The organism is Streptomyces subrutilus, from assembly GCF_001746425.1.
GTDB classification, from domain to species: Bacteria; Actinomycetota; Actinomycetes; order Streptomycetales; family Streptomycetaceae; genus Streptomyces; species Streptomyces subrutilus_A.
The window spans coordinates 267,382-283,450 of sequence record NZ_MEHK01000001.1; the positions used below are offsets into that span (position 1 = coordinate 267,382).

General features: G+C 69.0%; 16 protein-coding genes and 3 pseudogenes. 10 read left to right on the forward strand and 9 right to left on the reverse strand.

Annotated elements, in window-relative coordinates; all coding sequences use genetic code 11:
- The first annotated feature begins 377 nt into the window (after nt 1-377).
- Nucleotides 378-920 (forward strand): hypothetical protein, encoded by a 543-nt coding sequence (locus BGK67_RS02230; protein WP_069918295.1) that lies wholly within the window; start codon nt 378-380, stop codon nt 918-920.
- 133 nt (nt 921-1,053) lie between these two features.
- On the opposite strand, the gene BGK67_RS38625 is transcribed toward BGK67_RS02230, so the two are convergent.
- Complete coding sequence (locus tag BGK67_RS38625; RefSeq protein WP_208948640.1) at nt 1,054-1,212, reverse strand: hypothetical protein; 159 nt, start codon at nt 1,210-1,212, stop codon at nt 1,054-1,056.
- Between the two features lie 92 nt (nt 1,213-1,304).
- Here BGK67_RS38625 and BGK67_RS02235 point away from each other — a divergent pair, with 92 nt between their 5' ends.
- Nucleotides 1,305-2,738 (forward strand): PP2C family protein-serine/threonine phosphatase, encoded by a 1,434-nt coding sequence (locus tag BGK67_RS02235; protein ID WP_079153948.1) that lies wholly within the window; start codon nt 1,305-1,307, stop codon nt 2,736-2,738.
- Nucleotides 2,735-3,106, forward strand: a complete 372-nt coding sequence (locus tag BGK67_RS02240; RefSeq protein ID WP_069918297.1) for an STAS domain-containing protein — start codon at nt 2,735-2,737, stop codon at nt 3,104-3,106. The genes BGK67_RS02235 and BGK67_RS02240 overlap by 4 nt, the downstream gene beginning before the upstream one ends.
- 202 nt (nt 3,107-3,308) lie before the next feature.
- On the opposite strand, the gene BGK67_RS38630 is transcribed toward BGK67_RS02240, so the two are convergent.
- Nucleotides 3,309-3,473 carry a hypothetical protein gene (locus BGK67_RS38630; RefSeq protein ID WP_167739531.1) on the reverse strand — a complete coding sequence of 55 codons (165 nt, stop codon included), beginning with the start codon at nt 3,471-3,473 and terminating at the stop codon, nt 3,309-3,311.
- Between the two features lie 804 nt (nt 3,474-4,277).
- Between BGK67_RS38630 and BGK67_RS02245 the strand changes: the two genes are divergently transcribed.
- Together BGK67_RS02245 and BGK67_RS02250 are read left to right on the forward strand one after the other, a co-directional pair.
- Complete coding sequence (locus BGK67_RS02245; RefSeq protein ID WP_069918300.1) at nt 4,278-5,258, forward strand: GNAT family N-acetyltransferase; 981 nt, start codon at nt 4,278-4,280, stop codon at nt 5,256-5,258.
- Nucleotides 5,259-5,316: 58 nt separating this feature from the next.
- Nucleotides 5,317-5,601 carry a hypothetical protein gene (locus BGK67_RS02250; protein WP_347878391.1) on the forward strand — a complete coding sequence of 95 codons (285 nt, stop codon included), beginning with the start codon at nt 5,317-5,319 and terminating at the stop codon, nt 5,599-5,601.
- 285 nt (nt 5,602-5,886) lie between these two features.
- Here BGK67_RS02250 and BGK67_RS02255 read toward each other — a convergent pair whose 3' ends face one another.
- The 4 genes and pseudogenes from BGK67_RS02255 to BGK67_RS02265 all read right to left on the reverse strand — a co-directional run bounded on the left by BGK67_RS02255 (nt 5,887) and on the right by BGK67_RS02265 (nt 8,919).
- Entirely contained in the window at nt 5,887-6,258 is a 372-nt protein-coding gene (locus tag BGK67_RS02255; protein ID WP_069918302.1) for a hypothetical protein, read from the reverse strand.
- A gap of 514 nt (nt 6,259-6,772) precedes the next feature.
- Nucleotides 6,773-7,258 carry a GNAT family N-acetyltransferase gene (locus BGK67_RS02260; protein WP_069918306.1) on the reverse strand — a complete coding sequence of 162 codons (486 nt, stop codon included), beginning with the start codon at nt 7,256-7,258 and terminating at the stop codon, nt 6,773-6,775.
- A 104-nt stretch (nt 7,259-7,362) separates the two neighbouring features.
- A pseudogene (locus BGK67_RS39745) lies at nt 7,363-7,677 on the reverse strand (NF041680 family putative transposase); the annotation flags it as partial.
- Nucleotides 7,678-8,340: 663 nt separating this feature from the next.
- On the reverse strand, nt 8,341-8,919 hold the full coding sequence (locus tag BGK67_RS02265; protein ID WP_069918308.1) for a GNAT family N-acetyltransferase: 579 nt from the start codon (nt 8,917-8,919) through the stop codon (nt 8,341-8,343).
- Nucleotides 8,920-9,001: 82 nt separating this feature from the next.
- Between BGK67_RS02265 and BGK67_RS39380 the strand changes: the two are divergent.
- A pseudogene (locus tag BGK67_RS39380) lies at nt 9,002-9,144 on the forward strand (IS5/IS1182 family transposase); the annotation flags it as partial.
- An 832-nt stretch (nt 9,145-9,976) separates the two neighbouring features.
- Here the strand turns inward: BGK67_RS39380 and BGK67_RS35835 are convergent.
- Entirely contained in the window at nt 9,977-10,333 is a 357-nt protein-coding gene (locus BGK67_RS35835) for a hypothetical protein (protein ID WP_079153950.1), read from the reverse strand.
- A 686-nt stretch (nt 10,334-11,019) separates the two neighbouring features.
- Here BGK67_RS35835 and BGK67_RS02280 point away from each other — a divergent pair.
- A complete protein-coding gene (locus tag BGK67_RS02280; protein ID WP_069918312.1) occupies nt 11,020-11,484 on the forward strand; it encodes a penicillin-binding transpeptidase domain-containing protein in 465 nt (154 codons plus the stop codon).
- A gap of 25 nt (nt 11,485-11,509) precedes the next feature.
- Nucleotides 11,510-12,073, forward strand: a complete 564-nt coding sequence (locus BGK67_RS02285; protein ID WP_069918314.1) for a dihydrofolate reductase family protein — start codon at nt 11,510-11,512, stop codon at nt 12,071-12,073.
- A 13-nt stretch (nt 12,074-12,086) separates the two neighbouring features.
- Here the strand turns inward: BGK67_RS02285 and BGK67_RS02290 are convergent, their stop codons facing one another.
- Together BGK67_RS02290 and BGK67_RS02295 are read right to left on the reverse strand one after the other, a co-directional pair.
- Complete coding sequence (locus BGK67_RS02290; RefSeq protein WP_107488743.1) at nt 12,087-12,728, reverse strand: DUF4097 family beta strand repeat-containing protein; 642 nt, start codon at nt 12,726-12,728, stop codon at nt 12,087-12,089.
- Between the two features lie 194 nt (nt 12,729-12,922).
- Nucleotides 12,923-13,495: a snapalysin family zinc-dependent metalloprotease gene (locus BGK67_RS02295; protein WP_069918316.1), complete on the reverse strand. Its 573-nt coding sequence runs from the start codon at nt 13,493-13,495 to the stop codon at nt 12,923-12,925.
- An 833-nt stretch (nt 13,496-14,328) separates the two neighbouring features.
- Between BGK67_RS02295 and BGK67_RS02300 the strand changes: the two genes are divergently transcribed.
- Both BGK67_RS02300 and BGK67_RS02305 read left to right on the forward strand, forming a co-directional pair.
- Nucleotides 14,329-15,075 (forward strand): SDR family oxidoreductase, encoded by a 747-nt coding sequence (locus tag BGK67_RS02300; protein WP_208948641.1) that lies wholly within the window; start codon nt 14,329-14,331, stop codon nt 15,073-15,075.
- Nucleotides 15,076-15,139: 64 nt separating this feature from the next.
- A pseudogene (locus BGK67_RS02305) lies at nt 15,140-15,877 on the forward strand (transposase family protein).
- Nucleotides 15,878-16,069: the final 192 nt, after the last annotated feature.

The window sequence follows — 16,069 nt, forward strand, 5'->3', positions numbered from 1 at the left end:
TCACTACCCGACGACAACCCGAAATCCTCAGTAAGTGGCTGCCTTGACCGCCATCGACTTCGCTTGAGCTGCACCGGTACAGCGTCCCGAGTGCGTCCCGGGTGGGAAGGGACCGATGTACAGGATGTACGCCGAACACGTGCAAGCCGGTACCCGACTCTTGTGGCACGCCGTCGACCGCAACGGCACCACCCTGTGCCGTCGGATGCTGACCAAGCAGGCTGCTCCGCTGCCGGGGGGAGTGCGGACCTGCGAGGAGTACCGCCGCGGTTGCACGGACGCCGTCGCCGCGGCAGCGCCGTCTTGTGTTCCGACGGGTAGGGCCGTTCGGCAGAACGCGGGAGATCGTTCACTCCAGCCCGAGAGGAGCCACACTCGTGATCACTGACACCTTCCCCCAGGGGGACCAGCCCCAGGCACGCCTCATTGCACGCTGGCGCCAATCGGCCGATCAGCACCTCACCCCCACGAAAAGGTCGTTGATCGTGACGTGGGTCGCCTTCGGCGTCACATGGGGAACCGTGCGAATCATCACCCACGGCATTCGCGGCGGCTGGCTGCCCTGGGGGAACATCTCCGCCGGAGGCAGGCACCTCCACCACTACAACATCGGCATCGCTACCCTCGCCGGCGTCGGCCTTGTCGCCGTGCGTGGCGACGAACGTGCCGTAGGCCACCCCGCGGTCGCCACCGCCTACGGCGCGGGAACCGCACTCATCGCCGACGAATTCGCCCTGCTCCTCGATCTGCAAGACGTCTACTGGACCAGACAAGGGCGCCTGAGCGTGGACGTCTCCATCGGCATCCTCTCCGTACTGGGCGCCTACCTGACCGCCGTGCCGTTCTGGCACGAGTGCGCTCGGATAACCCGCCACCACGTCGCCTCCGCCGCCAAGCAAGGCCTGACAGCCGCCACGTAAGCCGACCCCGCCCCCAAGGAGCCAGTGGCAGGCTCCCCGCGACCGGCCCGCCCCCCACCACAGCGTGATGCCCGTGTCAGGTGAGGGTCACGTGGACCTCGCGCAGGGTGTCGATCAGGTCGGGAAGCGGTTTTCACGGCGGGCCGGGGCGAGGGGGGAGGACAGGTGCCGGTACATCGACGGGGTGCGGCAGCACGCCGTCGGAGGCGAGCCGGTCCATGACCTGGCGCAGCGTGACGCCGCCCTCGTAGCTCTCCACGATCTCTCGGGCCGGTCCACGACGGGCGGCCACCGGATCCGCTCCCGCGCCATACCGGTACTTGGCTGGTCTAGGCTGCGACAGTCGTTGGCCACCGAGGCCGGCGCGTCAAGGAAAGGCAAACGATGCCGCAAGCGGGACACGCGACCGGCCCGGCGGGCACGCCAGGCCGGCGAACGCTCAGTGCGGCAGAAGAAGCGGCCCGAATAGACGCGGTGCGCCGCTACGACATCCTCGACACCCCGCCGGACGGCGCGTTCGACCGCGTCGCGGCGATGGCGGCCCGGCTGTTCAAGGTGCCGGTGGCGAGCGTGACGATCGTCGACGAGGACCGGATCTGGTTCAAGGCCGCCCACGGTCTGGAAGGCGTGAGCGAGATCGGCCGGGAGCCGGGCCTGTGCGGTTCGGCGATCCTCGCTGACGAAACACTGGTGATCCCGGACACGTTCACCGACCCCGTCGCCTTCAACAACGGCCTGGTTACCGGGCCGATGGCGGTCCGTTTCTACGCCGCCGCGCCGATCATCACCGGCGACGGGCACCGGCTGGGCACCGTCAACATCCTCGACACCAAACCCCGCCTGATCACCGAGGACGACACCGCCACCCTCGCGGACCTGGCCGCGATCGTGCTCGACGAGCTGGAGATGCGCCTGGCGGCCTTGAACGCCCTGCGCACCGAGCAGGAGCGGCGCATCGAGCAGGAGGAGGCCCGGCAGCGCGCGGAGCGGGACAAGAGCGCCATCGAAGCGTTCGCCTCCACCCTCCAGCGGACCCTGCTGCCGCCGGCGCTGCCGGTGGTACCGGGGCTGGAGCTGGCCTGCCACTACGCCACGGCCTCCCCGCAGAACGTGGGCGGTGACTTCTACGACGTCTTCCCCCTCGGCGGCAAGAGGTGGGCGTTCTTCCTCGGGGATGTGTGCGGCAAGGGCCCCGAAGCCGCCGCCCTGACCTCCCTGACCCGCTACACCCTGCGCGCCGCAGCCCTGATCGACCCCGACCCCGACGTGGTCCTCACCTCCCTGAACACGGCGCTGCTCCTGGACCCGGCTGTCGGCACCCGGTTCTGCACCGCCGTCTTCGGCGTTCTCGAACCGCACGAGGACGAAGGGTTCACCATCACGGTGGCCACTGGCGGGCACCCCCCGGCCTATCACCTGCGCGGCCAGGGGGCAGTGGAAGCGGTGCAGCCCAAGGGCGGCATGCTCATCGGCGCTCTCGCCGGCGCGCACTTCGCCTCCCACAGCATCCACCTCGCCCCAGGCGAAGGACTGCTCCTCTACACCGACGGGCTGACCGAGGCCCGCACCCTGGGCGGAGAAATGATCGGAGACGAGGGCCTGACCCGTTTCCTCGCCGCGCGCACCGGGCCCGTCAGCGCGGCGACGGTCATAGGCGACACCGTCGACCTCATCGACGCCATGCCCCACGGCGCCGGGGACGACGTCGCCCTGCTGGCCCTGTCCGTCCCCCTCGCCGACGCCGCAGCCAGCCTCACCGCGACCGCCACCGCCCACACCATCGCCCCCGCCGGCGAGACGCCGGAGAGACGACCGTGACCGACTTCCGCCTCACCGCACAGCACACCGACGGCGACCTCGCCCTGGCCCAGGTCGCCGGGGAACTCGACATCGACACCGCCCCCCACCTGCGCACCCAGGCACTGGCCCTGATCGAACAAGGCCACCGCCACCTGATCCTGGACCTCGCAGCCGTCACCTTCTGCGACTCCTCCGGCTTCAACGCCCTCGTTGGCATCCTGCGCTGCGCCAAGTCCGCCGACGGCACCCTGGTCCTCGCCGCCGTCCCCGACCGCCTTGCGCGGCTGCTGAACCTCACCGGCCTCGACACCCTGCTGCCCGCCCACCCCACCGCCGCCCACGCCCTCGTCGCACACACCCCCAGCCCGGACACGGCCACCGCATAACCCGCTGCGGTGGCCACGAGGCCAAACGCGGCCACCGCAGCGTCAAGAGGGCACGATCGACACGTGGACAGCCTCACCAGCGCCCTCAGCACAGAGGACGACGGCCCCCTGGGCGCCTTCCCCCTCCACACAGATCCACATCGGCTACCACTGCGCGAGCGACAGATCGGTTCCACCTCCCTGCACGAAAATCTCGACACCCTCACCCCGGTGGCAGGTTGATCTTCCACGTCTTCGCCGCGTTGGCGGCGTTCATCCGGGACAGGAACGGCTGAGCGCGCTGGGCGTTCGATGACGCCTCCCGCTCCATGCGGAAGGCGGAGCTGATCGCCCTGGTTCCTGCGGCACGGCACAGCAAAACACCCACACCGAAGGCGTGGGCAAAGGACTTCCGAAGCACGACAGCTGACCCAGACGCTTCACGCCCGCAACGGGGTCACCAGAGGAAACGAGTACGCGACACGCGTTTGACCGGTGCGCGCGAGCCCGCCGACGATCGGCGGGCGCGCCCCGGCTCAAGCCGCGATCGTTAGGGATGCACCGCTCCAGGATCTCCACCCAGCTGCGCAAGCGACGAACCCAGTGATGCCGCCCCACTCCGGACGAGTTCGGTCAGCGCAGTGACGAACGGCTGCGCGGCGGTGTCGGCCGCCATCGCGGCCGCGGCCGACTCCGGGTATCGCGCAGGAGCTGAGATCAGGAGGTAGCGGGGATGCCGGTGTGGGAGGCGTGCCAGTCCGACGCTCAGGACGACCGCGTCCTCTCGCGGCGGCCGCCCGCCGTGACATGCCTCGGTGCGGCCGGCTCGAGGACGCCGAGGACGAGGACGAGGACGCGCGTCTTCGTCACGCTTTGACAACGATGGCAGCAGAAGTAGACACCTGCTCAAATGACGGCGCCGAGATCATCTGCCGAGACCGCCTGATGGCATTCACCAAGGCCATCGGGCAGGCCGCCCCGAAGGCCCTGGAGGTACGGCCCACAGGGGAGGCAACCGGCGGACGCGTCACCCGGGCGGGCCTGACGTTTCACCGGAGAAACGCCGCTCCGAGAGAACGGGAGGTTCTAGGCCGGGGCTGGATGGCCGCCTGAGACCAGGACTGGACGCTGTACATCGCCATGCGCTGCTGCTCGTGGTGTGATGAAAGGGGGCTCCGAGAAGGAGACAGCGATGACCTCACCGGCAGCGGAGCGGAAGACCGTCGCGGGCCTGGTGTCAGTCCGGCCGTTGGCCGAGGTGGACCTGGATCAGGCCGATGAGATCTTCAGGGTCGCCTTCGGGACGTTCCTCGGGATTCCCCAGCCGAAGACGTTCTTCGAGACCGCCGATTACGTCCGCACACGCTGGGCGGCCGATCCGCAAGCGGCCTTCGCAGCGACGATCCATGGTGAACTGGCCGGGTCGAACTTCGCCGCCAACTGGGGCAGCGTCGGGTACTTCGGACCGTTGACCGTGCGTCCCGACCTGTGGGACCAAGGTGTCGGCAAGCGCCTCATGGACCCGGTCATGGATTGCTTCGACGCCTGGGGGAACCGCCACCTTGGCCTGTTCACCTTCTCGCACAGTCCCAAGCACCTTGAGCTCTACCGCAAGTACGGTTTCTGGCCCCGCTTCCTCACGGCCATCATGAAGAAGCAAGTCGCGGGCGGCTCCGCGGTCCCCGGCCGGGTGATGTACAGCGAGCTGCCTGCCGCCGAGCAGCCCGCCTGCCTCAGTGCGTGTCGCGCACTGACCGGGGCCGTGTACGAGGGCTTGGACCTGGAACGCGAGATCGTCGCCGTGCACACGCAGGGACTCGGTGACACCATCCTGCTCCAGGGCGGCGGCTCCGAGCTCGATGGCCTGGCCGTCTGCCACCGCGGAGCCGGATCGGAGGCCGGCGAGGACGTGTGCCTCGTCAAATTCGGCACCGTACGCCCTGGCCCGGAGGCGGCCGACCGCTTCGAGCGGCTGCTCGACGCATGTGAGCAACTGGCGGCCGAGCGCGGGCTGGGTCAGCTGGACGCCGGGATGAACCTGGGCCGCCCGGATGCCTATCGGCGCATGATCGACCGTGGTTTCCGCACGGGGTTGCAGGGCGTCGCGATGCACCGGCCCAACGAGCCCGGTTACAGCCACCCCGACGCCTATGTGATCGACGACTGGCGCTGAGGCCACCCGTCTGGACCAGGCTTCCCTGCCGGCCGGACACCGCCTCGGGCGTGCTGGAGTGAGCGGGTACCGGCTGGGTGGAGGGATCAGCCCTGACCTGGGCGTGGTCGTCTACCCACCCGACAACCAGGGCGGGCGCCAGGTTCGCTGCGACGGCGAGCTCCTCGGCCGCGCCCTGGGCCCCGCCGACCTGTTGGAGTTCCTGCGGCGGGCGGCCCTGGACACGGACATCGCCCGCCTGGAAGACCCCCTGTTGATCGAGTGGCGCGGGGGCGGGCCGGCCGTCTGGATCCCGAGACCCCGGCGAGTCATGAGTGCAGCAGTGCGGGCCGCCCCCCGGTGAGGGTGGCGGCCCGCACTGCTGCTCCGGTCAGCGGCTCAGTGGTCGGTGCGCGGGTTCGAAAAGACCGGGCCGTTGGCGTACTGGAACTGCGACCAGTTCCCACCGTCGACACCCTCCTGTCCAGCCTCCATGCAACCCCCGCGGGTCCAGTACTTGCCCGTCATTCCTGGCGGTAGGAGGGGTGCTCGGCGTATGACTGGGCAAGGAGCCGAATGGCGTATGCCAGCCCCGCCGAGCGGGAGTCTGCGGGACCCATGGCCTTGTAGTCGCGAGCCAGCTGCTCGGTCAGATCGCCCTACGTTCCAACGCCTTTCGGGCGGCGAGGTAACCCGCGATCTTGAACGCCAGTTCGTGAGAGCCGAACGTATCAGCGCGGGCGCGGCGCAGCACCACCCGAGTGGCCATCACGACTCCGTGCTCGGGCAAGCTCAGCTGCTCCTCGATCCCCACAGCGGCAGCCGCGAAAAAGCGTGACAGAGCCTCGGCGGGTTCGTAGTCCACCGTCAGCTCTTGAGCCAACTCGAAGGCGAAGCCCTCAGCTGCGGGCTCGAAATCCACCTCTATCTCGGCGAAATGCGGCGCGCAGTTCTGCTTCTGATGCAGTACACGTACGCCACGGATCGGATGCGGCGGGAACCGTGGCGGCGCTGACGTCATACGGAAACGCTACCCCTGCCTGGTACCTCGCTCGCTTTCCCCGGCGGTCCGCCCGACCTACCGCTGGCCGCTGCGGCAATGGCCTTCCCAGCTGCTGGCCCACGTCCGCACCGCCACCGATCCACTGCCGCGGCGCCTCGGCCCGCGTCCTGGCCGACGACCCCGCCACCGGCCGGCGCCGCGACCTGACCGTCGAGGAGGAACGCACCTTCCGGGCCAAAGCGATCGTCGAAGTCCTGCGCCACACCGGCATGCGCATCGAGGAGGCCCTGGAGCTGACCCACCACAGCTTCGTCGCCTACCGGCTGCCGACCCCCGGCGCCATCGAGAACGCATCATGGTCGCCGACCAACCGCTCCAGCATCCCTGCTGGTGGCGGGAGCCCAGGCCCTCGCCCTGTCCTGGACGCAAGGGCCCCACCACGAAGTTCCGTGACGAGCGCCATGCCTGCCCCTTTCGTCCCCGCGCGCCTCACAACACGCAGGCCGATTCTCCGTGCTCCGAGAGAAACGGCCTAAGTCACCAGATCGCGCTGATACCAGGTGCCTGGCTCACCGCCGAGGTGCGCCGGGCCGACAGGGACGAACCCTGCTTTGGTCAGCACCTTCTGAGACGCGGCATTCTGGCGGGCCGTAGCTGCCCGCAGCGTGCGCAGCCCGTGCTGGGTCGCCGCTCGCTGGCACAGCTCCCGGACGGTCGCGGTCGCGACGCCGCGGCCGGTGATGTGCTGCGCGACCCGGTAGCCGAGTTCCGCAGTGTGTTCCTCGATGTCGACCAGATTGAACCTGCCGAGTACCGAGCCGTCCTCGCCGAGGAGCACGTAGAAGGCGCAGATTCCGGCCTCCTGCTCAGTCAACAAGGCGTTGTACCGGTCGGCGAACTGGTCGAAGAAGTCGTCGCCGCGGTCCGGGACCAACGCAGCGAAGTAGGCGCGGTTCGCCAGCTCGAAGGCCAGGACCGCCGGGGCATGGTCAACACGCAGCGGCATCAGCTTGGGCATTGCCCGACCTTACCCAGATGGTCCACCGAGGCCACCTGGTTTTGCAGACAGCTCCAAAGCTTGTTCTTTATCTACCAGGACCTCCAGGTCTACCGATAACCTTGAGGGTCTCGGCGCTTGGCACCGGCTGGCCATCCGGGGACGGCGCCTCGTGGTTTGGGAACACGGGTCGGGGCAGGCGAGATGAGCGCGGATGTTCCTGAACCCCCGGCGGCCCCGGGCCGGGGTGAGCCGGTCGGCAGTGGTGGGTTTCTCCCAGGGTCGGCGGAGGTCCGCGGCGAGCGGCCGGGCGAGCCACAGCTGGATGCGGGCGACGATCAGGATCCAGGTCCAGCGGAGCGGTCGGCCGCCTCGGGAGTACGGAGTTTCGGAGTGGTCCAGCCGAGAGCCTGCTTCGCGAAGCGAAAGGTGTTCTCAAGAGGGCTCTTGGCGATGTGCCTGCCAGAGACGATCTGCGGCCTGCACCTGCTCAGTCGATTCGCTCATTTGAACCATTTTGCAGTACGGCGTTGAGCTGGTTCAGTGCCTAAGCGAACTTAAGAGGAAACGTGCCAGGCGGTGAACCTGGTCAAGGGGTTGCCAGCAGGTCCAGCCGAACTTTGGGCTCCAGGGCGGGAACGTGAAGTGCCTCCACGGGACGTAAGAAGTTGATTTGGCTCCACCCGCTCCCAGTGCACGACGTGCCTACGTTGGAATGAATGCTGTGGGCCGTCCGCCTCGCGACGACAGGGTGCGGTCCGTCGTTCACGGTCATGTCGGGGCCGTGTCGTTCGGGTCACGGTCATGCCGGGAGGCCGGGGTGGGTTCGCCGCGGGCCGAACTATTTGCGAATATCCGCAGCGACACACGTCTTGACCCCTCGCTGTCTCTCCGAGTGGAGCAGACCTTGACCAACCCCCGGCTTTGCGCGGCGATCGTAGACCGGGTGACCTTCAACGCGCACATCATCCGCAGTCCGGCACCGACTCGTTCCGGCTCGCCCAGACCCAGGAGAGGCACCGCAAATCTTGACTGCCGTCCACCGGCGAGTCGAGGCCCTGCACTGGCCCCGGCTCGCCGGCCGCAGACGATCTGTGCCGCAGTCACCAGAGCCTGTCGTTCTCCCCTGGATACAGCTCGATGCGGGTGTGCTGGAACGACGCCTGCGCGTGCCTGCTCACGGCCGAGAAGAAGCCCGCCACGGTGACCTTGTCGAAACCGGGCTGATCGCTGGGGAAGGGAGCCTGCGGCGTTCCTCCGACCAGCACCGTGCCCGGAAGAAGGTGCCAGCCCGCGCTCTCATAGAACGCCTGAAGCGGGCGGTCGCAAGTGAACAGTCCCAGGTCCAGGTTTCGGGCGATCATCGTTTCCCGGGCTGCTGCCGCCAGGCGTCGCCCATGCCCAAAACCGCGTGCCTCGCGACGCGTCACCATCGTGCTCAACCCGCCGACGGCATAACGCTGACCGGCATGGACGATCTCCTTGGACAGAATGTCCAGCGCGGCGAGCACACGGCCACCGTCCACGAGGAGCATCGACAACGGCCTCAGCTCCGGGTCATGGGTCAGCGCACCCCGTGAAGGGCCGTCGCCATCGGACGGCCACGCCTGATGCTGGATCTCCAGCACCTGGACGCGCAGCTCGGACGGAGTGGCTTCTTCCGGGAAGGACAGGATCTGCATGCCCTGATTCTGTTCACGCACCGCACAAGCGCAAGCGGCCCTGACGGCGACCGCTGATCAGCTCGTCCACCAGGTCCCGAGCGGCACCCCTGAAAGGATCGCCCGCAGGGGAGTTGAGCCGTCGAACCGGCTCGGCCGCACCGATGGGTGGTGGAGCGCACGGTGTCCTGGCTCTCCGGCTGCCGTCGCTTACACCGGCGCCATGAACGCATGGCCGAACACTTTAAGAAGCCGATCACACCGGCAGCCCGTCGACATGCCGCTGACCAGGTCAAGCAGGCCACAGCCTTCCTCACCTGGCTCGCCGCCCGTGCTCACACCCTCGGCACCTGCGGCCAGACCGGCATCGACGCCTGGCACACCGAGCAGAACGAGTACACCCGCAACACCATGCGAGCCTTCCTGCTCTGGTGCTCGGCCAGCAAGCTCACCCGGCCCTTCCGGTTGCCCCCGGTCCAGATCCGCCGGGCCACCCCGATGCCGCAGCCCGAACGACTGGAGCTGATCGGGCACCTCCTCACCGACCCTGACCTGCCGCTTCGTACTCGGGTCGCGGGCGTGATCGTCCTGCTCTATGCCCAGCCACTCAGTCGAGTCGTGCGCCTAACCCTGGACGACATCGGCCACAGCAACGACCAGACGCTTCTCCGCCTCGGCGAACCGCCGTCCCCAGTGCCCGAACCGCTCGCAGAACTGCTACATCGCTGGATCAGCAACCGGGACAACATGAACACCGCGACCAACCACGCCTCCCGGTGGCTGTTCCCCGGCCGCCGGGCCGGACAACCGATGCACCCCGACGCTCTCGCCGCGCTCATCAACGACATCGGCATCCCCACCATCGCTGGCCGCACAGCCGCGATCCGGCAACACGTTCTGGAAATGCCAGCGCCGGTCGTCGCTGAGGCTCCCGGCTATCACCGGGTCACCACAGCCAAGCTCGCGTCCGAGGCCGGAGGCACCTGGAGCCGCTACGCCGCCGGAGACCACTGGCGGTCACCACCCGGCTGGACCCCCCAGAGCACTACCTGAACATGCGATCGGCCGAATGAACCTGCTACTCCACAGGGAGAGGACTCAACGGGATCTGGGACAACGCCCAGCGGGTGAACGTGAGCAGAGCCTCACCAGCGATGTCCTCAAGCCGGTCGAAATCCTCCGGCAGCACGTCGAGCAGGAAGTGCTCGACTTCCCGATCGGCCCGCTTGATCAGGACGAGGCAGCGATAACAGGGCTTGGGAGGATGCTCAAGAAGGATCGCTCGCAGAGACCCCCTCGCATCGTCGGCCAGGTGCTGATCAAGCCACCCAGGCTCACGTCCCCTGCCGAGGCGAAGGCGCTCGCTCTTCGAACTCAGTCCTACCAGGTCCTGCTTGCTCACACGCTTGATCGCTTTGGGCACCTTCTCCGGCATGAGAGCAGGTTAGCCATCGACAGCCAGACCGCGAGTCACTGCACGGCACAGACCATGCCCCTGCGGTGCCCCCAGCACACACAGTGACTACACCTACGCTTGGGCAGCAGTACTCGCGACAGTTGAATACGCGAGTCCACCAGTACCGAGGCCGGGGCCGACCTGGGCGCCGTCGCGGACACCGCCGCGCTCTGTACCTGCGCGGGCGGCTGTACGCGACGCAGTACCTGTGGCCGGTGTGGCGACCACGGTCGGCCGGGCAGTGATGCTGTGGCCAGCAGCGACCACTACGGGGGATGAAGTGGCGGGCCCTAAGACCTCGCGATGCGAACAGCACTTCAAGGCGCCGACGGCGGTGCGTGTAGGGCAGGGTGAGCAGCTCGATGCTGTCAGCCATCAGGACGTCGAGCGCCGCGAAGTAGGCCGGCAGGCGGGCCGTCAGCCCGAGAGCGGTGCGACTGCGGGCGGCGACCCGCCGCTTCTCGGATCCAGCCGGACCGGGTCAGGACCCAAGGCGCTACGCGCCCACGTCGGGGATTGCTCGATGAGCGGCCGCAAGCTGGGGAGCCTCGCAAGCAGGGGCGGAGGGCAGGAGCTGGTGCTGGATCTCCGCGGCGAGGCTGACGGTGGTGGTGCGGTTGCCTCAGTGGTAGAGGGACGCGGCGCTGTAAGCCGGCGCCGACAAGATGCGCGAGACCGCCGAGAAGTTCGACTGCAAGCAGGAGCACTTCCTGCCCGTCCGCACCTCCGCCGGAACCTACCCGGCCCAGCTCGACGGGCCCCTGACCGCACTCACCGGCATGGGCCAGGGAAGCCTGACCAGCACCCCCATGCAGATGGTCATGCCCGCCGCCGGCATCGCCAACAACGGCACCGTGATGAAGCCCTACCTGGTCGAGGAGATCCAGGCACCCGACCTGTCCGTCATCGAGAAGACCGCCCCCGAAGCGCACGGCCAAGCTCTCTCCCGACGCACCGCCAAGAAGGTGCAGGAAATGATGGAGCACACCGTCCGCGAGGGCACCGCCCGCCAACGGAGCACAGATCCGCACGGCAGTGTCCTTGGCTCGTGCGCCCGCCGAGCGCGAGGGCTACACGTGAACTCAGGTCGAGCACCGATGATTTTCCCGCGCGCCGGTCTGTACGCGTGAGGGCGACCCACGGAAGGCTGGCACCATGCGGAAACTGATCTACGGCATGAACCTGAGCCTGGACGGCTACATCGCCGCGCCCGGCGACGACATCGGCTGGAGCGTGCCGAGCGACGAGCTGTTCCAGTTTTGGTCCGACCAGCTGCAGGCGACCGACCTGTCGCTGTACGGGCGCAAGCTGTGGCGGACGATGAGCTCCTACTGGCCCACCGGCGACCAGCAGCCCAACGCCACCCCGGCGGAGATCGAATTCGCGCGCCGCTGGCGGGACATGTCGAAGGTGGTGTTCTCCTCTACGATCGACAAGGTCGACTGGAACACCCGGCTGGTCACCGGCGACGCGGTCGCCGAGATCACCCGGCTCAAGGCCGAGGACGGCGGCTCGATCGACATCGGCGGCGCGACGCTCGCCGGGGCGGCGATGCGCGCCGGGCTGATTGACGAATACGTGCTGGCCACCGCGCCGGTCCTGGTGGGCGGCGGCACGCCGTTCTTCACCGCGCTGGACAACTGGGTGAACCTCAAACTGGTGGAGACGCGGACGCTTCCCTGCGGCGTGATCCTGACCAGGTACGAGACGAGGCGCTGAGCGCCCGTTCTGGTCAGAGGCTGCGGGCGGTGATGTCGCCGTGGGCGGTGGTCGCGTGGATGTCCAGGTCGGCGGCTCCGTCGGTGTTCTTGAGCGCGTTGCTGACGCGGCCGAGGCCAGTGCCGGCGTCGAGGGAGGCGCTGACTCCGCGGGCGGCGCCGACCGACACGTCGCCGTCCTGGGTGCGCAGGACGACCGTGCCGCGCACGGCCTCGGCGATCCGGATGTCGCCGTGGACGGTGCTGATCTCGACGGGGCCGCCCAGGCGGCCGACCGACACGTCGCCGGCGAGGACGGTGAGGCGGGTGCTCGCGGTCTCGTCGAGCTTGACCGAGCCCTCCGCGCTCTCGAAGGTGACGTCGCCGAGGCGTCCGACGCCCCGGAGTTCGGCGCCGGCGGCCTTCGCCTCGACGCGGGAGCCGGCGGGCAGCTGGACGGTCACCTCGACGGCTCCGGAGGCGCCGAGGAGCTGGTGCTTCGCCGGGGCGGCGATCCGCAGGACGCCGTCGGCGTAGGCGACCTCGGCCTGCTCCGCCGCCTTCACGTCACGGCCCTTGGAGGCGTCCGCGGGCAGGACCTCCGCGACACACCAGCAGACCTGCTCACCCGTTCTGCGCAACCCCAGGGCACGAGCGTGACGGATGTGCAGATTCATTCATCGCCGACTCCGCCCAAAGGCAACGTAGTTCGGTCGATCATGACCGCCGAGATGCAGTACCCGCGCCCGACGCTGCTTCCCGATGAAGGCCGCGGCAGTGGACCGACACGGCAGCCCTCCCGGGAGTCCCGTCCCGGCCAGGCCCCCCCCACCGGCCCACCCGCCGATCTGCCGATCTGCCGATATGCCGATCAGGGGGCGTCGATGAGTACCCGGCCGTCGGTCGGCACGGTTGCCGCGAGTCCGTTCGCGTACGCGTTCTGCACGCGGGACCGCTCGGTCGCATTGGGTACGGCGTTGGTGCAGGCCGTCCCGGCGCTGGACCCGGACATCAGCTGGGAGCACGGCCCCGGCTTGGTGTCCGGGAGGCCCAGGCTGTGGCCCAGCTCGTGCGCAGCGATGCGCGTCTTGTCGTACCCCTGGCTCACGGCCTGCGCGCCGAGTTCGACTCGCACCTGTCGCCCAGGACGGACCGGACCGAGGGTGGCCTGCGGCCAGCCAGTGGTGGCCACGATGACGATCTCGGCCCGGACCCCGGGCGCGGCCTCCACCAGCCGAACGTTGCTGACGTTCGAGTTCCAGGAAGCGACCCCGGCCGCGATGGCCGCTTCCCAGCCGCCGGCCCGGCTGTCGTCGTAACGGAGCGTCACCACCGCTGCGGTGGCGTCCGGTACGGGCGCGGGTGCCGCGGTCGCGGCGGTTGCCGCCGCGAGGACCAGCGCGGCGGCGGAGGTGCCGACTTTCAGCCAGGTGCCCAGGGACATGGTCGTCATCCTTCATGCGTGGGGGGGACCCGGCTCTCGGCGGAGCCGGAGCAATGGAGACGCCGCCACCGCCCGCCTGTAGCCCGCACGTTCGGACAGCCGCCCCTCCGGAGCCCTAAAACGGTAGCCCCGCACACCACCACTCCGTCATGCACCTGTCAGCCAATTACGGTAGGCACTCCAGCCGATGCCCGGTCAGCGGGCGACACCACCCAGGGGGTCCGCGCGGACGCGCTCGGCAAGCGGGCTACGGACGGCTGCGCCGGCTTAGCCATGCGGCTTCGGACAGCCCAGCAGCGCCAAACGCCCGTCGAGGGCGTTGTGACGAACTCGCGCAGGTGGCCGACGCAGACGGGGAAGACACCACGAAGACCTGGGGCCTGTAGGCGACGGCGGCGCCAGCGCGGGCCTCGGTGATCCCGCGGGTACGGCGCGTCGGCGAGCCCTGGGTCGAGTGGCTCGCGGAGTTCCCGTCTGGCCCCCGCTCCTCAGCCCTTCACGGGCAGCAACAAAATGAGCCTCATGACTGACGGATCGGAATGGCCGACGGACAAACTGACCGCGCTGCGACTTGGGTAGGAGGCTGGTTGCGGCAGTTCCGGCATCGCGGCCAGATCGCCGCGCATTCGTGGACATCCGCCCCGCGCGAACAAGTACCTCACCATCGGACAGCAGCCACCTCACGTAGCCAAAGCCCCACGGGAGATCGCCTCCCGCCGGGTTTGGCGTTCCCACCGTGCGGTCGGGAACGCGGGGTCGGATTCCTGCCAGCGGTGGGCGGCTGGGGGCTATTTGATTGAGCTCGCAACCAAACGATGCGGGAGGACATGCACATGCACATGCATACGGACAGGAACGCGGTGGCGCTGGTGACCGGGGGAAGCCGGGGGATCGGGGCAGCCGTTGCCCTGCGGCTCGCCGAGGACGGCGCGGATGTCGCCATCACGTACGTCAGCGATGCCGAGGCCGCGACGCGGGTGGTCAAGGCCGTGGAGGCGCTCGGGCGGCGAGGCGTCGCGCTGCGAGCCGATGCGGGGGATGCGGCGGAGGTCGCGAACGCCGTCGGGGAGACCGTACGGCGGTTCGGACGGCTCGACGTGCTCGTGAACAACGCCGGGGTCGGGGCCGTCGGACCCATGGAGGCCGTCGAGTTGACCGAGGTCGACCGGGTAGTGGGCGTCAACGTGCGGGGCGCGTTCCTCGCGGCCCAGGCCGCCGCGGCGCGCATGCGGGAGGGCGGGCGGATCATCACCATCGGCAGCTGCATGGCGCAGCGGGTGCCCGGGCCGGGCGGGGTGCTGTACGCGATGAGCAAGGCAGCGACGATCGGGCTGACGAAGGCCCTGGCGCGGGAGCTCGGCGGGCGCGGGATCACCGCGAACCTGGTGCATCCGGGGCCCGTCGACACCGACATGAACCCGGCCGCCGGACCGTACGCGGGCCCGCAGGCGGCGATGACGGCGCTGGGCCGGTTCGGCAGGGCGAAGGAGGTCGCGGACGTGGTGGCGTTCCTCGCGGGGCCGGGCGCGGGCTATGTCACGGGAGCGGAGTTCGCGGTGGACGGCGGCCACGCCGCCTAGATCCACTTTCGCGACAGACTTCAAAGGGTATTGCAGAAGGCTCAGTTCGGGACATTCTTCCTGTATGGGTGGGGTGTTGTGTGCTGAGCCGGTGTGGGTGGAGAAGTTCACGGGGTTGCGGATCGACCGGTTCACGAAGCTGGTGAAAGTGGTGCGGGAGCGGGGCGGGAACGGGCCCGGTGGTGGCCGTCCGCGCTGTCTGCCGCTGGCAGGCCGAGTGTTGCTGGTAGCGGTGTGCTACCGCACGAACCTCACCATGCGGCAGCTCGCTCCGCTCTTCGGGATCTCCCCGGCCACCGTCTGCCGGGTCATCCAGCACCTGCGACCACTGCTGGCGCTGGAGCCGACCCACGGCCGACGACCGCACGGTCGGCGCCTCCTCCCGCAACTACCGATTCTCGGCGAACGTGCCTCGGTGCACGGGGGCCCGGTTAGGTCTCATCGACGCGACACCCGCCTGGTCGTCGCCTCAGCCCGCCCGGCGCCGGGAAACAGGGCCGATGCCCCCGTCTGGCGCGAGTCGGACCTGCCGGCCGCGGCGGCGGGGGCGACGGTGCTTGCGGGTGGCGCCCATCTCGGGACCGGACTGATCGTGCCCCACCGCCGCCGAGCCGGACGCCCCCTCCTGCGGGGCCAGGAGGAGGACAACGCCGAACACCGCCGGGTCCGCGCCCGCGTCCAGCACACCTTCGCCCGGATGAAAAACTGGAAGATTTTCCGCGACTGCCGCCAGAAAAGAGCCGGCCTCCACCCCGCCGCCCAGGCCGTCGCCACCATGCACGACCTCGCCCTGGAAAGGTGAAACAGCAGGTCAAGCGCCACTCCGGCCTGCCCAATACCGACCTTCTGCAACACCCTTTAGGGTCCGTCTTCAAAATGATCTTGCCCAGAGCGAGTGACGCGAGTGTGACCGCTGCTTCGTAGCAGGAGGCGTGCGCACATACCGTCGTGCCGGTCGAGGGCGTGATCGTCCGGTTCGCCCCGTCCGGCACTG

Coding starts and splice junctions, on each gene's coding strand:
- BGK67_RS02265 (WP_069918308.1), bottom strand. CDS start 8,919: ATGCAGATCCTGTCCTTCCCGGAAGAAGCCACTCCGTCCGAGCTGCGC.
- BGK67_RS35835 (WP_079153950.1), bottom strand. CDS start 10,333: ATGCCGGAGAAGGTGCCCAAAGCGATCAAGCGTGTGAGCAAGCAGGAC.
- BGK67_RS02280 (WP_069918312.1), top strand. CDS start 11,020: ATGCGCGAGACCGCCGAGAAGTTCGACTGCAAGCAGGAGCACTTCCTG.
- BGK67_RS02290 (WP_107488743.1), bottom strand. CDS start 12,728: ATGAATCTGCACATCCGTCACGCTCGTGCCCTGGGGTTGCGCAGAACG.
- BGK67_RS02255 (WP_069918302.1), bottom strand. CDS start 6,258: ATGACGTCAGCGCCGCCACGGTTCCCGCCGCATCCGATCCGTGGCGTA.
- BGK67_RS02285 (WP_069918314.1), top strand. CDS start 11,510: ATGCGGAAACTGATCTACGGCATGAACCTGAGCCTGGACGGCTACATC.
- BGK67_RS02260 (WP_069918306.1), bottom strand. CDS start 7,258: ATGCCCAAGCTGATGCCGCTGCGTGTTGACCATGCCCCGGCGGTCCTG.
- BGK67_RS02295 (WP_069918316.1), bottom strand. CDS start 13,495: ATGTCCCTGGGCACCTGGCTGAAAGTCGGCACCTCCGCCGCCGCGCTG.
- BGK67_RS02245 (WP_069918300.1), top strand. CDS start 4,278: ATGACCTCACCGGCAGCGGAGCGGAAGACCGTCGCGGGCCTGGTGTCA.
- BGK67_RS02235 (WP_079153948.1), top strand. CDS start 1,305: ATGCCGCAAGCGGGACACGCGACCGGCCCGGCGGGCACGCCAGGCCGG.
- BGK67_RS02300 (WP_208948641.1), top strand. CDS start 14,329: ATGCACATGCATACGGACAGGAACGCGGTGGCGCTGGTGACCGGGGGA.